General features: G+C 74.4%; 12 protein-coding genes. 5 read left to right on the top strand and 7 right to left on the bottom strand.

The genetic code is table 11. From position 1 onward, the window contains the following. Positions 1-29 precede the first annotated feature (29 nt). The gene (gene gap, locus RM779_RS05680) at positions 30-1028 is read left to right on the top strand and encodes a type I glyceraldehyde-3-phosphate dehydrogenase (RefSeq protein ID WP_311616392.1); all 999 of its coding nucleotides are present in this window, start codon (positions 30-32) and stop codon (positions 1026-1028) included. 127 nt (positions 1029-1155) lie between these two features. Here the strand turns inward: gap and RM779_RS05675 are convergent, their stop codons facing one another. Beyond that, positions 1156-1506: a winged helix-turn-helix transcriptional regulator gene (locus tag RM779_RS05675; RefSeq protein WP_311616390.1), complete on the bottom strand. Its 351-nt coding sequence runs from the start codon at positions 1504-1506 to the stop codon at positions 1156-1158. 52 nt (positions 1507-1558) lie between these two features. Here RM779_RS05675 and RM779_RS05670 point away from each other — a divergent pair, with 52 nt between their 5' ends. The 4 genes from RM779_RS05670 (at position 1559) to RM779_RS05655 (ending at position 6078) form a co-directional block, all read left to right on the top strand. Continuing rightward, positions 1559-2446, top strand: a complete 888-nt coding sequence (locus RM779_RS05670; RefSeq protein WP_311616388.1) for an NAD(P)-dependent oxidoreductase — start codon at positions 1559-1561, stop codon at positions 2444-2446. Between the two features lie 1110 nt (positions 2447-3556). After that, positions 3557-3964 carry a hypothetical protein gene (locus RM779_RS05665; RefSeq protein WP_311616386.1) on the top strand — a complete coding sequence of 136 codons (408 nt, stop codon included), beginning with the start codon at positions 3557-3559 and terminating at the stop codon, positions 3962-3964. Between the two features lie 304 nt (positions 3965-4268). Beyond that, on the top strand, positions 4269-4838 hold the full coding sequence (locus RM779_RS05660) for a TetR/AcrR family transcriptional regulator (RefSeq protein WP_311616384.1): 570 nt from the start codon (positions 4269-4271) through the stop codon (positions 4836-4838). Between the two features lie 43 nt (positions 4839-4881). After that, on the top strand, positions 4882-6078 hold the full coding sequence (locus RM779_RS05655) for a GDSL-type esterase/lipase family protein (RefSeq protein ID WP_311616382.1): 1197 nt from the start codon (positions 4882-4884) through the stop codon (positions 6076-6078). Here RM779_RS05655 and RM779_RS05650 read toward each other — a convergent pair. From RM779_RS05650 to RM779_RS05625, 6 genes are all read right to left on the bottom strand, one after another. Continuing rightward, positions 6071-8566 (bottom strand): FtsX-like permease family protein, encoded by a 2496-nt coding sequence (locus RM779_RS05650; protein ID WP_311616538.1) that lies wholly within the window; start codon positions 8564-8566, stop codon positions 6071-6073. The two genes, RM779_RS05655 and RM779_RS05650, sit on opposite strands and share 8 nt — an antisense overlap. After that, positions 8566-9306 (bottom strand): ABC transporter ATP-binding protein, encoded by a 741-nt coding sequence (locus RM779_RS05645; protein WP_311616380.1) that lies wholly within the window; start codon positions 9304-9306, stop codon positions 8566-8568. The genes RM779_RS05650 and RM779_RS05645 overlap by 1 nt, the downstream gene beginning before the upstream one ends. A gap of 72 nt (positions 9307-9378) precedes the next feature. Beyond that, a complete protein-coding gene (locus tag RM779_RS05640) occupies positions 9379-9939 on the bottom strand; it encodes an ArsR/SmtB family transcription factor (RefSeq protein ID WP_311616378.1) in 561 nt (186 codons plus the stop codon). Between the two features lie 104 nt (positions 9940-10043). Continuing rightward, positions 10044-11009: a threonine ammonia-lyase gene (locus RM779_RS05635; protein WP_311616376.1), complete on the bottom strand. Its 966-nt coding sequence runs from the start codon at positions 11007-11009 to the stop codon at positions 10044-10046. Positions 11010-11103: 94 nt separating this feature from the next. Continuing rightward, on the bottom strand, positions 11104-11739 hold the full coding sequence (locus RM779_RS05630; RefSeq protein WP_311616374.1) for a TetR/AcrR family transcriptional regulator: 636 nt from the start codon (positions 11737-11739) through the stop codon (positions 11104-11106). 10 nt (positions 11740-11749) lie between these two features. Further along, positions 11750-13543 carry an FAD-dependent monooxygenase gene (locus RM779_RS05625; RefSeq protein ID WP_311616372.1) on the bottom strand — a complete coding sequence of 598 codons (1794 nt, stop codon included), beginning with the start codon at positions 13541-13543 and terminating at the stop codon, positions 11750-11752. Positions 13544-13717: the final 174 nt, after the last annotated feature.

Below are 13717 nucleotides of genomic sequence, written 5' to 3'. Positions count from 1 at the left end.
CCGGCAGGAAAACCGAAGGGACACCGCTCATGACGCGCATCGCCATCAACGGATTCGGCCGCATCGGACGCAACGTGCTGCGCGCGCTGCTCGAACGTGAAAGCGACCTTGAGGTCGTCGCCGTCAACGACCTGACGGAGCCCGCCGCCCTCGCGCGGCTGCTCGCCTACGACACCACGGCCGGCCGGCTCGGCCGCCCGGTGACCGTTGAAGGGAACGTCCTCGTCGTCGACGGCCGCCGCGTCTCGGTGCTCGCCGAGCGCGAACCGGCGCGGCTGCCGTGGGCCGATCTCGGCGTCGACATCGCGCTGGAGGCGACCGGCCGCTTCACCTCGGCCCCGGCCGCCCGCGCCCACCTGCGGGCGGGCGCGAGGAAGGTGCTCGTCAGCGCGCCGTCGGACGGCGCCGACGTCACGCTCGCGTTCGGCGTCAACACCGGCGCCTACGACCCGGCCGCGCACACGGTCGTATCGAACGCCTCGTGCACGACCAACGCGCTCGCGCCGCTGGCCGCGGTACTGGACGAACTCGCCGGCATCGAGCACGGCTTCATGACGACGGTGCACGCCTATACGCAGGAGCAGAACCTCCAGGACAGCCCGCACCGTGACGCCCGCCGCGCCCGCGCCGCCGCGGTCAACATCGTGCCGACCACGACGGGCGCGGCGAAGGCGATCGGCCTCGTGCTGCCGGGCCTCGACGGCAAGCTGTCGGGCGACTCGATCCGCGTGCCCGTTCCGGTGGGCTCGCTCGTGGAACTCAACACGACCGTGGCCCGCGAGGTGACGCGCGACGACGTGCTGGCCGCGTACCGCGCCGCGGCGGAGGGGCCCCTGGCCGGCGTGCTCGAGTACTCGGAGGACCCGCTCGTCTCGTCCGACATCACGGGCAATCCGGCTTCGTCGATCTTCGACTCGGCCCTCACCCGCGTCGACGGCCGCCACGTCAAGGTCGTCGCCTGGTACGACAACGAATGGGGCTTCTCGCACCGCGTGATCGACACGCTCGAACTCCTCGCCACCGGCTGACCGGTCACCGGCCGGACATGGCCACTTTTTTGTGGGTACTTGTGGGCGGGCAGGGGCCGGGTGAGGCTGAACGCGGGTGGCCGGACGGGCGCCCGCACCGGACGGGGACGCGGAGGTCCGCCATGCGTCAGGAGGCCGGCTGGGCCTCGGTCAGCTTTTCGAGCCGGCGGTGGCCCCAGTCGGACAAGGGGGCCAGCGCCTCGGACAGTTCCCGGCCGAAATCGGTCAGGGAGTACTCGGTCCTCAACGGCAGCACGGCGTGCACCTCACGGTGCACGAGACCGTCGGCCTCCATCTCGCGGAGCGCCTGAGTCAGCACCTTCTCGGTGAGGCCCGGCAGTTGCCGACGCAGCGCGCCGGGCCGGTGCGGGCCGGATTCGAGCCGCCACAGGAGGGCGGTCTTCCACTTGCCGTCGATCACGGCGATCGCGGCGGTCACTCCGCAGACGTTCGTGTCCATGGCGCGGCTGCGCGTCATCTCCGTCCGTCCCTTTCATCACAAAGGTCCACTTGCAGCAGGGAGTTGTCTCATGTCCTCGTACACCCACCAGTCTGCCGTCACCGTGCTCGGTCTCGGCCCGATGGGCCGGGCCCTGGCCGGGGCGTTCCTCGGCGCGGGGCTGCGCACCACCGTCTGGAACCGGACGCCGGGGCGCGACGCGGAGCTGGTCGGGCGGGGCGCGTCCGGCGCCGCCTCGGCCGAGGCAGCGGTGGCCGCGAGCCCGTTGACGGTGGTCTGCGTCGTGAACTACGACGCCGCCGACGCCGTGCTGCGGAGCCCGGCGGTCGCCGGGGCGCTGGCCGGCCGGACGGTCGTCAACCTGACCGCCGACATCCCGGACCGGGCCAGGGATCTGGCGGCCTGGGCGGCCGGGCAGGGTATCCGTTACCTGGACGGCTCGATCATGACGCCGACCACGACCATCGGAACGCCGGACGCGGTGTTCATCCACAGCGGCCCGCAGGAGTTGTACCGGGAGCACCAGGCGGTGCTGGAGGCGCTGGGCGGCACCCACACCCACCTCGGTGAGGACATCGGCCGGGCCGCGGCCTACGATCTCGCGCTGCTCGACATCTTCTGGACCGCGATGGCGGGGTACGCGCACGCGGTGGCGCTGGCGAAGGCGGAGGGGGTCACGGCGCGCGAACTCGCGCCGTTCGCCCGGGGCATCGGCGCGCTCCTGCCGCCGTTCTTCTCGGAGGGCGCGGAGGACGTGGACAGCGGAACGTTCTCGGGCGAGGTCAATCCGATGACCTCGACGGTGTCGTCCATGGCGCACATCGTGCACGCCTCGGAGGCGCACGGCATCGACGCGGGCGTCATGCGCGCCGCCGAGGGGTTGGCCCGCCGCGCCATCGGCCTCGGCCACGGAGCCGACGGGTTCCTGCGGGTCAGCGAGGTGATGGCCCGCCGCTGAGCGGTCGGGCTTCGCGGTCCGGACGGCGGGCGCGCGGTACCTCGGGGCGTTCTCGGCCGATCCGGTCGGCATCGCGGGCCTGACGTGTGGGTGGGGGGTGGGGGGCTCCCCACCCTCGCGCCACGGCCGTGGCCTGCATGCTCCGCCCTGGGGCCGGGCCCGTCGCGGGATGTGATCTGGGTCACATCGTGTCATGAGCCGAGGTGCTGCCTCGTCGTGATGCCGAGAAGAACACATCCCCATCGAGTTGGGAGCTACCGTGACACGCACGAAGAGGTTCATCGCGGCGTTCTGCCTCGCACTTGGTCTCCTGGGCGCCCTCGCCACTCCCTCCCTGGCCGACAAGCAGAAGCCCGCCCCCGGCGCCGACGCGGCAGCATCCCCCGCGACGGACGTGGGGATCACAAACGCGTCTGACTGCATCCTGTACCTCTCGGACCAGGGGTACACCGTGGGGCCCGGGGTGAGGAGTGCATGCACGACGGGGGCTTCGGGGTCCCTGCCCGGCAGGACGTATTGCATAGTGAATCTGGTCAGCCTCGGAGTTTCCGAGAATCACGCCGGCGACGCCTGCCGTTGGGCTGCCAGGTGACCGGGCAGTCGCAGGAGGGCCGCGGGCTCTCCGGGCAGGCGCCGCCACTCGCGCGTTGAGCGTTCGGGCGCCGAGGAAGAGCTGACGCAGCCCGGCCGGCCTCTCCGGCACCGCCGCGTGGCCGGCCGGGCCCGCGACCGACCCGAGCGGGCGGGCCTCCCCGAGCCGTTCGGCGGTGTTGCCCGCCCCGACCCCGTGGTCGCGGACCGGGTTCGCCCCTTGCCGCGGACAGCAGGGGCCGCTTCACGTACGGCTCGGCGACGGTCCCCGCGGGTCGCGCACGGCGAAGCCGCAGACGGTAGGGCGTTGTCTGCGGCGAGACCTCCAGCCCACCCGGGCCACCAGCGGCGCAGCGCCGCCTGGGCGCCTTCCCCGTGAACGGTGCTGACACCGTAGAAGTCATGCGAGCAGAAGGAACGACACCAGAACCGGAAACCTCGGTGCGGAGTGGGCTCTCATCTCTGGGCGAGGTGGCGTGCCGTTACCAGGCGGATGAGATACGCCCGGAGGATCTGCCGATGATCGCCGCCGAGGCGCTCGCAGCCGGACTGGACACCCCAGCATTGGGCGAACTCGCCGGCTGGCCTCGCCATGCGGATGCCCGCGATATCCGCGACGCGTTCGAGCAAGCACTTGCCGAGTCCGGGATCGAGTTGCCGGATCGGGGTCTGGCGCGACGCCACGCGCTGCGCCGGATGGCGGCGAGACTCATCGATGGCGACATAACTCCCGCGGACCTGGCGACGGACGACTGGTGGGAGACGGAGGTCGAGACCGCGGCGGAGCAATCGTTCGTGGCGCTGATCCCGCATTGCGATTGCTGCATCGAGTACACGCTGGGGCTCGACCAGCAGGCGTGGGCGGCCCAGCTGCGGAACGCCGCCCTCGCCCTCGCATCGTCTCCGCCGGTCGGCCCCGGATGCTGACTCTGTTTCCGGCGTGCCCATCCTCGGCATCTCGTCCGTTCGTCCGTGGGCGGCGGTAGTTCCACTGCAACGGCTGGGCGCGGGGGGAAGACTCGGCCGCTTGATGTAGCCCAGCGGTTTCCGCGCCGAACCGTGGCCCGGAAGGCGCGGGAGGTCGCGGTTCGACGGGGCTCGGTCCCGCCGTCGCCATGCGCGCCGCCCCGTCCCGTCCCGCCCCGTCCCGTCCCGGGCAGACGACGCATCGGCATTTGCCTAAAGGGTTTAGGTGAATGCATAATCGGCTTCGTCGAATGGGAGGAGCGTTATGGTACGCGCGGGGCTGACCCGGGAGCGTCTGGTCCGGGCGGGGGCCGAGCTGGCCGACGAGGTCGGGTTCGCGGAGGTGACCGTCTCGGCGCTCGCCAGGCGGTTCGAGGTCAAGGTCGCGAGTCTGTACTCGCACGTGAAGAGTTCCCACGACCTCAAGACCGGGATCGCCCTGCTCGCCCTGGCGGAGCTGGCCGACCGGGGCTCCGCCGCGCTGGCCGGGCGGGCGGGCAAGGACGCCCTCGCCGCCCTGGCGAACGTCTACCGCGACTACGCCACCGAGCACCCCGGCCGCTACGCCGCGGCACAGCTGCGGCTCGACCCGGCGACGGCCGCGGCCAGCGCGGGCGGCAGGCATGCCCAGATGACGCGGGCCATCCTGCGCGGCTACGACCTGGCGGAGCCGGACCAGACGCATGCGGTCCGGCTGCTGGGCAGCGTCTTCCACGGCTACGTGAGCCTGGAGCTGGGCGGCGGGTTCAGCCACAGCGCCCCCGACACGCAGGAAACCTGGTCGCGCATCGTGGACGCGCTCGACGCCCTCCTGCGGAACTGGCCCGCGCCCTGACCGGGCCACACCGGCCGACCACGTCGATCAACAGGTTGAGGACATGCACACCGAGTACCGCTGGATCACCACGCCCGTCACCGCGGAGCTCCTGCGCGGCGCCCTGGAGGTGGAGCGCACCGAACGCGGTGTGCTGCCGCACCGGCTGCCCGCCCGCGCCCGCGCCCAGTGCGCCGACCCGCAACTGGCCATGGCCGAGGCCCAGCCCTCGGGCGTCCGGCTGGCCTTCCGCACCCGGGCCACCGCCATCGAGCTGGACACGTTCCCCACCAAGCGGGTCTACGTCGGGGCCCCGCCCCGCCCGGACGGCGTCTACGAGCTGCTCGTCGACGGCCGTCTGACGGCTCGGGGGTCCGTGACGGGCGGCAACACCCTGACCATCGACATGCTCGCCGGCACCTTCGAGACCGAGCCGGGACCTCCCGGCACCCTCCGCTTCACCGGCCTGCCCGGCGGCACGGCGGACAAGGACATCGAGATCTGGCTGCCCCACAACGAGACGACGGAGCTGGTGGCCCTGCGCACCGACGCCCCCGTCGAGCCGGCGGCGGACCGGGGCCGCAGGGTGTGGCTGCACCACGGCAGTTCGATCAGCCAGGGTTCCGACGCCGCGGGCCCCACCGGCACCTGGCCCGCCCGCGCCGCGGCCCTCGGCGGGGTGGACCTGATCAACCTGGGCCTGGGCGGCGGCGCCCTGCTCGACCCGTTCACCGCCCGCGCGCTGCGGGACACGCCGGCCGATCTGATCAGTCTCAAGATCGGCATCAACGTGGTCAACGCCGATCTGATGCGCCTGCGCGCCTTCACCCCCGCCGTGCACGGTTTCCTCGACACCATCCGCGAAGGCCACCCGACCACCCCGCTGCTGCTCGTCTCGCCCATCCTGTGCCCCATCCACGAGGACACGCCCGGGCCGGGCTATCCGGACTTCAGCCGTCTCGCTGAAGGACAGATCCGCTTCGCGGCCGCGGGCGACCCCGCGGAACGCGCGAACGGGAAGCTGACCCTGGGCGTCATCCGGGCGGAGCTGGCCCGCATCGTGGCACAGCGGGCCGGCGACGACCCGCGGCTGCACTACCTCGACGGCCGCGCCCTCTACGGCGAGGCCGACGCCGCCGAACTGCCGCTGCCCGACGAGCTGCACCCGGACGCCGCCACCCACCACCGCATGGGCGAACGTTTCGCCGAGCTGGCCTTCGCCGCGGGCGGCGCCTTCGCCGACCGCGGGGGCACTAGCTAGCCGGAGCGGCGCGCAGCGCGAGGCGGCCGGGGACGGCGGTGGCCGCCATGGCGAGTGCGGCGGCCGCGGCCAGGATGGCGAGGTGGGTGCCGGGCACCAGCGAAGGCGCCGCCTCGCCCGTCATGCCGCTGCTGAACGCCGTGAGCGTGGCCAGGCAGATGGCGGTGCCGAACACGGCCGCGGTCGCCGCGACGGTCAGCGATTCGAGCCGCAGCATGCGCAGCACCTGCCGCCTGGTGGTGCCGACGCGGCGCAGCAGGGCGAACTCGGCCGCCCGGTCGGCGGTCGACATGGCCAGGGTGTTGACGGACGCGATGGCGGTGAACGCGAGGACAAGACCCATGCCGAGGAACGCCACCTCGGCGTTCGCCGCCTGCCGCGTGGCGCGCACCTCGGCGGTGTGCCCGCCGTCCCGCACGGCGAGGCCCGGCAGGTCCGCGAGGGCGTCGGTCAGGCGGTCCGCCTCCGCGCCGGCCACCAGGACGGAGTCCGCCAGCGGGTTGTCGAGGTGGGCGGCGAGCCGTTCGTGGGCGAGAGTCAGGTCGCCGAAGCCCAGGCCGCGTTCGTAGACGGCGACGACCGTGAGGGTGGCCGGGGTGCCGTCGCCGAGCACGAGTGCCAGCTCGTCGCCGGGAGCCAGGCCCCGGCTGTCGGCGACCTGTTCGCTGACGGCGACGCCGTCCGCGGTGAGCCGGCTCAGCGAGCCCGCGGTGACGCCCGGATCGAGGGTGGCGCCGATGCCGTCCGGCGTGACGCCCTGCACCGTGTACTTGTCGAGCCCCGGGGTGCGGACCGTGCCGTGCACGACCTCGGTGACCGCGGCCACGCCTGGCACCTCCCGCAACCGCCGCGCCGCCCCCGGCGGCACGCCCGGCCCCTCCGACGTGACGGTCCAGTCGGCGAGCACCCCGTCCGCCGCCTGCCGTTCCGCCGCGTCGCCCAGCGTGGTCTGGCTGAAGACGACGGTGCCGGTCAGGGCGACCAGCAGCGTCAGCGGGGTGATGACGGCGGCCAGCCGGCGGGAGTGCGCGCGGGCGTTGTGGGCGGCCAGGTGGCCCGGCACGCGCGACAGGCGCAGCGGCGCGCCGAGGACGGCGAACGCGGCGCGGGCGAGCAGCGGGCCGAGGAGCGCGACCGCGACGCAGAGCAGCAGCACCGTCAGATAGGTGACGGGGGTGGCGGCGGGCTCGGTGCGCAGGCCGGAGAGCACGGCGAGCAGCACGGCGCCGCCCGCCAGGGCCGCCAGCCCCGCGATCAGGCGCCCGAGGGGAACGCCGCGGGGTATCCCGGCGGCCCCGGTGAGCGCGCCCGCGGGCCGGATGCGGGCGTAGCGGCGGGCGGAGACGCGGGCCGCGGCCCATGCGGCGAGCAGGGTGGCCGGCAGCGCGGCGGCCGGGGGGAACGGGCTGCGCACGGGGGCCAGCGTCTCCGGAACGGCGCCGAGTGCGGTGAACCTGTCGTGCAGCAGGTCCGCGAGCGGCAGTCCGGCGAGTGCGCCGAGCAGCCCGGCGGCGAGGCCGACGAGCAGCGCCTCGCGGCCGATCAGCCGCCGCACCTGGCGCGGGGTGGCGGCGACGGCGCGCAGCAGCGCGAGTTCGCGCCCGCGCTGCTGCGCGGTCAGCGCGAAGGTGCCGGCGACGACGAGCACGGCGACGAGCAGCCCGGTGCCGCCGATCGCGCCGCCCATGCTGATGAGTCGCACGCGCGCCTGTTCGGCGGCGAGGAACTCGACGGGACCGCGCCCGTCGCCCGTGTGCACGCGGACGGGGGTGCCCGCCAGGGCCTCGGCGACGCGGTCGGCGAGCTGTCCGGCGCCGACGCCGTCGGCGGGGAAGACCCCGAGGACCGTGTCCTGCCCCGGGTGCCCGGCGAGGCGGCGGGCCTCGGCGTCGGTGAAGAAGACGGCGGACTGCTCGGCGGGCGCGCCGCGCGGGGTGGTGGCGATGCCGGTGACGGTGTAGACGGCGGGGTCGCCGGTGGACTGCACGGTCACGCGGTCGCCAGGGGCGAGGCCGGCGCGCCCGGCCAGCCCGCGGTCGATGACGACGTCTCCGTCGGCCCGCGGCGCGCCGCCCTCCTCGACGCGGAACGGGGTGAGCGCGGCGGAGGACCAGGCGTGGCCGAGTGAGTTCTCCGGGTCATGGCCCACCAGGGCGGCGGGGAAGGTGAGTTCGGGAACGACGGCCCCGACGCCGGGAACGTCCGCGACCAGTTGTGCGGTGCCCTCGGGCAGCCAGACCCGTTCGGCGAGCGGCTTGGCCTTGTGCTTGGTCTTGTCGCCCTTGCGCTCCTCGTGATGCACGTTCTGATCGCCTGCGACCAGAACGGGGGTCGCGGCGTAACGTTCGGTGCGGATCTCGCCGCGCAGCCCGGTCTCCAGTAGGGCGCCGCAGGCGGTCACCAGGGCGGCGGCGCACAGCAGCGCGACGAAGGCGCCGGCGAACGCGGCCTTGCGGGCGCGGAGAGTCTGGAACGCGTAGCCGAGCATCAGGCCCACGCCCCCAGGTGCGTCATGCGGTCCGCGACCCGGTCGGCGGTGGGCGCCTCCATGCGGTCGGTGAGGCGGCCGTCGGCCAGGAACAGCACCGTGTCGGCGTGCGCGGCGGCGACCGGGTCGTGGGTGACCATGACGACGGTCTGGCCGCCGGTGTCGACGCAGTCGCGCAGCAGGGCCAGGATCTCCCGGGCGGTCACGGTGTCCAGGGCGCCGGTCGGCTCGTCGCCGAACACGACGTCGGGGCGCGTGATCAGGGCGCGGGCGATGGCGACGCGCTGCTGCTGTCCGCCGGACAGCTCCGCGGGCCGCGCGGACGCCTTGCCGGCGAGCCCGACGCGTTCCAGGATGCCGTCCAGCCGGCGCCGGTCGGTGCGTTCGCCGGCGAGGCGCAGCGGGAGGGCGATGTTGTGCCGGACGGTGAGGGCGGGCACCAGGTTGAAGGACTGGAAGACGAACCCGACGCGGCGGCGGCGCAGCCGCGTCAACTGCGTTTCGTTCAGGCCGCTCAGCTCGGTGTCGCCGATCCAGGAGGTGCCGGAGGTGACGTGGTCGAGGCCGGCGGCGCAGTGCAGGAACGTGGTCTTGCCCGAGCCGGACGGGCCCATGACGGCCGTGAACGAGCCGCGCGGCAGGGCGGCGGTCACGGCATCGAGGGCCACGACGCCCCCGCGGCCGCGGCGGCCGTAGATCTTGGTCACGGCGTCGAGCCGGACTGCGGTGCGAACGGTCACGGTGGTCTCTTTCCTGGTCGGGACGCGGTCAGGACGCGGTCGGGACGCGGTCAGGACGCGGTCAAAACACGGTCAGGACGCGGGGAAGGCGAGGAAGCGGGTGAGGACCGTGCGCGAGTCGGACGGGGCGTCCTCGTGGGCGCGCTTGTAGCGGTTGACCAGCGCGATGTACTCCTCGAAGAAGCCGCGGAGTTCGGCCGGGGTGACGCGGATGGTGCCGCGGGAGTAGGGGAACGCGGCGTCCTGCCAGTCGGCGTCCTCGGGGTCGCCGACGGCGCCGGTGCGCTGCCGTTCCTCGAACAGCCGCAGGTCGGAGGCGTAGGCGAGCCGGTTCATCTCGTCCACCACGGCCCTGGTCTCCGCGTCCTGGCGGCTGCGCGGCGGCAGGCGCAGGTCCTGGGAGACGGCGCGCCACCAGCGTTCCCTGCCGTGTCCCGTGCCCGCCGTCTCCTCGACGAAGCCGTGCCCGGCCAGAGCGCGGAGGTGGTAGCTGGTGGCGCCGGTGTTGAGGCCGAGCGCGCGGGCGAGCCTCGCGGAGGTGGCCGGGCCATGGTGGGCCAACTGCTCCATGATCTGCAGGCGCCTGGGGTGCGCGAGGGCTTTCAGCCCGCTGAGGGAAGGTGTGAACGGCATGTGCACAGGCTCCTGTGCACAGGGGCCCATGCACGATCCGGCACACACCAGAACCGGCGGTGGGGACAACCCCACCCCCACCGACCGCCGTTCACGGCCGGGGGTCAGGAAAAGGCGGAGGCGTACAGGCCGAGGTCGGCGTTCGCGCCGGTGATGACGGTGGCCGCCACATCGCCGGGCACGCCGCCGCCCGCCAGGGCGGCGAGTCCCGCCACGCCGGCCGGTTCGGGGAGAATGCCCAGGGTCTCCGCGGCCAGGCGCATGGCGGACAGCAGCTCCGCGTCCTCGACCAGCACCATGTCGTCCACCAGCGCCCTGGTGCGCGCCACCGCTTCCGGCTCGGGCGCGTCGATGCTGATGCCCGCGGCGAACGCGTTCCGCCGCTCCACCGCCACCACCCGGCCCTCGCGCCAGCTCCGCACCAGCGCGGGCGCCGCCGCGGCGGCGGCCCCCACGATGCGCACGCCGGGCGCGTGCGCCTTCAGCCACCGGGCGACGCCGGTGATCAGCGCGCCGTCGCCGACCGGCAGGACGACCGTGTCGTAGCCGCCGGTCCGCAGCAGTTCGACGCCGATGGTGCCCGCGCCCTCCGCGACCGCGGCGTCCCGGCCGTCCACCACGAACACCCGGTCAGGACCGGCGGCGGCGTGCGCCTGGGCGTGCGCCTTCGGCGCGCCGCCGACCCGGTGCACCCGGGCGCCGAGCGCGGCCATCCGGTCGGTCTTCACGGCGGAGGCGCCGGAGGGCACGAACACCTCGGCGCGCATCCCGTGCCGGGCCGCCGCGTAGGCGACGGCCTGTCCGAAGTTGCCGCCGCTCGACCCGCACACCACGGTGCTGCCCGGGGCGAGGCCGCGGACGAGGAAGTCCGCGCCGCGCCCCTTGAAGCTGCGCAGCGGGTTCAGCGTCTCGACCTTGACCAGGACGCGGCGGCCGAGGCGCGCGCACAACTGCTCGTCGACGTACTGCGGACTGTGGAGGAACACCGGGTCCACGACCCGCGCCGCCTCGGCGATGAGGTCGAGGTCGAGGTCGAAGCCGGGGCCGGGTGCTGAGTCGCGTTCGGACATGGGCGCTCCGGAAGACGAAGGGAGGGAGGCGTTCCGACGCTGGAACGGACGCCGTAGGACGTGGCGGTGCTCGATCCGGCGGTGGCCCGAAGGCTCAGGGTAGGGGTGGCAGTGGGCGGGTGGCGATTTCGTGGGCTTCGGTGACCGGGAGGCCGAGCATCCGCAGCAGCAGCTCCGCCATGCGCTCGCCGTCGTCCCGGCCCGCGGTGCCCGGCCGGCGCAGCCGCAGGTCGACCAGGCCGAGGACCGCGCCGCACGCCGCGGCCAGCGCGACGGCCGGGTCCGCCACGGCGAACCGGCCGCGTGCCGCGCCCCGTTCGATGTCGCGCAGGACGCGCGGTGCGAGGCCGCGGTCCGCGCCGATCTGGCCCAGGCCGCTGGTGCGCAGCACCCGCATCAGCTGCGGGTGCGACTCGACCATCGCGACGGTCAGCCGGACCCCGGCGCCGAACTTCTCGGCCGGGTCGGCGATCCCGCCCGTCGCCGCGTCGAGCCGCCGCCCGTAGTCCTCCAGGGCCTCGGCGACCGCCGCGTCGAACAGCTCGGCCTTGGAGGAGAAGTGGTTGTAGAACGAGCCGAACCCGACGTCCGCACGGTCCGCGATCCGCTGGATGCTGACGTCGCCCGCGCCCCGTTCGGCGAGGATGCGCTGTGCCGCGTCGATCAGGGCCCGCCGGGTCGCGGCCCGCCGCCGGGCGAACCGGTTGGGTGCGGACCGCTGTTCGGGCATGGCCTCATCATCACATCCGCCGCCGCGCCAGCGACACGTCGAGCGCCGCCGTCAACCGCGCCTCCGGGTCCTGGTCCGCGCCGGCGGCACGCCAGCCGATGAACCGGTCCGGGCGCACCAGAACGGCCCCGGCCGGTCCGTGCCCGCGCCAGCGCGTCCACGTCGAACGCGGGTCGAGGTAGTCGCCGTCGAGGTAGTCGCCGTCGAGGTGGCCGACCCGCACCGCGTCGAGCGGCAGCCCGGTCCGCGCCGCGGCCTTCTCCGCCGCCCGGCACCAGTCGTGGCCCTCCTCGCCCGCGATGAGCAGGAAACGGCCGGGCGTCACCAGCCGGGCCACCGGCAGCGGTTCGCCGTCCGGGTCGGCCAGCCAGGCGTGCGGCAGCGGGTGTCCTGGGCGCGCGGCGGGCAGATGTATGCGCACCGGGTCCGGGTTCTGCGGCACGGGCGTGCCGTCCGGCACGAGCGCGCCCTGCGGGTAGGTGTAGCCGAACTCCACGCCCAGCTCGCCGAATTCCATGGACTGCGCCGCGACGGTGCGCAGGAACGCCCGGCGCGCCGCGCGGTCGGCCGGGTCGCCGCTCCACAGGCGGCGGGCCAGCCGCCAGTTCTCCGCGGGTCCCGCCTGCGGCCCGCCGCCGAAGTGGGCGGTGATCGCGAGGTGGTTGCGGGTGCTCTCCAGCGCGCGCCGCACCCCGGCGGCGGCGACCGGGCGGCGCTCGGCCGCGTACGTGTCGAGCAGCCCCTCGCCCGCGTGGCCGCCGAGCACGGCGGCGAGCTTCCAGGTGAGGTTCTGCGCGTCGTCGATCGCCGAGGTCATCCCGAGGCCGCCGGTGGGCGGGTGGCGGTGCGCGGCGTCGCCGAGGAGGAAGACCCGGCCCGCGCGGAACCGGTCGGCGACGACGCCCTGGAGCGTCCAGCGCGAGATACCGTGCACCGTCACGCCCTCGGCCGCGGGACCGAGCGCGGTGCGCAGGTCGGCCAGTACCGCCGCCTCGTCCAGCGCGCGCGGCTCGGCCGCGGGGTAGTGGAGGTGGCAGGCCCACTCCTCGGAGTCGGGGCCCCACCGTTCGGGCCCGAGCGGCACCAGCACGCCGCCGGTGCCGAGCTGGGGCAGCCACAGCCAGCGGATCAGGACCTCGGGGTCGCGGGCCCAGCGCGACAGGTCGCCGGAGAAGTGGAACGTGACCATGCGCGCCATGTCGCGCACGCCCTCGTGGGCGATGCCGAGCGCGGGACCGACGGTGTGCCCGCCGTCGCAGCCCAGCAGGTAGCGGGCGCGGACGCGCAGGGCGGTGCCGCTGCCGTGGTCGGTGACCTCGGCCGTCACGCCGTCGGCGTCCTGGGTGAACGCGGTCAGCTCGTGGTGGAAGCGGACCATGCCGGGTGCCAGCTCCTCGGCGCGGGCGCGCAGCCGGGGTTCGAGGCGGTGCTGCGGCAGGTTGGCCTGCCGCTCCGCGCTCGCCGCCTGCCACTCGGGCGAACTGCCGCCCGCGCCCCAGGACTCGATGCGCGCGACGCGGCGGCCGTGGTCGGGGTCGTCGCCGGACAGGCCGACGTACCAGCCCGAGTAGGCCATCTGCCCGGCCGGGGTCCCGGCCGCGTACACGGCGTCGGCCAGGCCGACGTCGCGCATGATCTCCATGGTGCGCTGGTTCAGCACGTGGGCCTTCGGCAGCGCCGATGTCGTCGGGAGGGTGGTGACCAGCAGGGAGGTGACGCCCAGCCGGCTGAGGAGGAGGGAAGCGGTGAGGCCGGCGGCGCCGCCGCCGGCGATGAGAACGGGCACATCGAGGTCGTTCGTCACTGGACGCTCCGCGGGTAACGACGGTCACAACGATCGGCGAGCGATGTGATGGAATCATCAGACTTGATGGTCTCCGCGTCAAGAAGGCCCCGGGCCGGGGAGCGGCGGGGCCGCCCGGCGCACCGCTTCCGTGGGGGTGGTGGTGGCGCGACGGTGTTGACGTAGCGTCAAGCA

It is taken from the genome of Streptomyces johnsoniae, from assembly GCF_031845565.1.
Taxonomy (GTDB): domain Bacteria; phylum Actinomycetota; class Actinomycetes; order Streptomycetales; family Streptomycetaceae; genus Streptomyces; species Streptomyces johnsoniae.
Note: the sequence above shows the minus strand (reverse complement) of the source record. Positions and strands in the feature narration are given on the sequence as shown.

Bases quoted from the DNA above. Each gene is read 5' to 3' on its own strand.
- gap (WP_311616392.1), top strand. From the start codon at position 30: ATGACGCGCATCGCCATCAACGGATTCGGCCGCATCGGACGCAACGTG.
- RM779_RS05675 (WP_311616390.1), bottom strand. From the start codon at position 1,506: ATGACGCGCAGCCGCGCCATGGACACGAACGTCTGCGGAGTGACCGCC.
- RM779_RS05670 (WP_311616388.1), top strand. From the start codon at position 1,559: ATGTCCTCGTACACCCACCAGTCTGCCGTCACCGTGCTCGGTCTCGGC.
- RM779_RS05665 (WP_311616386.1), top strand. From the start codon at position 3,557: ATGATCGCCGCCGAGGCGCTCGCAGCCGGACTGGACACCCCAGCATTG.
- RM779_RS05660 (WP_311616384.1), top strand. From the start codon at position 4,269: ATGGTACGCGCGGGGCTGACCCGGGAGCGTCTGGTCCGGGCGGGGGCC.
- RM779_RS05655 (WP_311616382.1), top strand. From the start codon at position 4,882: ATGCACACCGAGTACCGCTGGATCACCACGCCCGTCACCGCGGAGCTC.
- RM779_RS05650 (WP_311616538.1), bottom strand. From the start codon at position 8,566: ATGCTCGGCTACGCGTTCCAGACTCTCCGCGCCCGCAAGGCCGCGTTC.
- RM779_RS05640 (WP_311616378.1), bottom strand. From the start codon at position 9,939: ATGCCGTTCACACCTTCCCTCAGCGGGCTGAAAGCCCTCGCGCACCCC.
- RM779_RS05635 (WP_311616376.1), bottom strand. From the start codon at position 11,009: ATGTCCGAACGCGACTCAGCACCCGGCCCCGGCTTCGACCTCGACCTC.
- RM779_RS05630 (WP_311616374.1), bottom strand. From the start codon at position 11,739: ATGCCCGAACAGCGGTCCGCACCCAACCGGTTCGCCCGGCGGCGGGCC.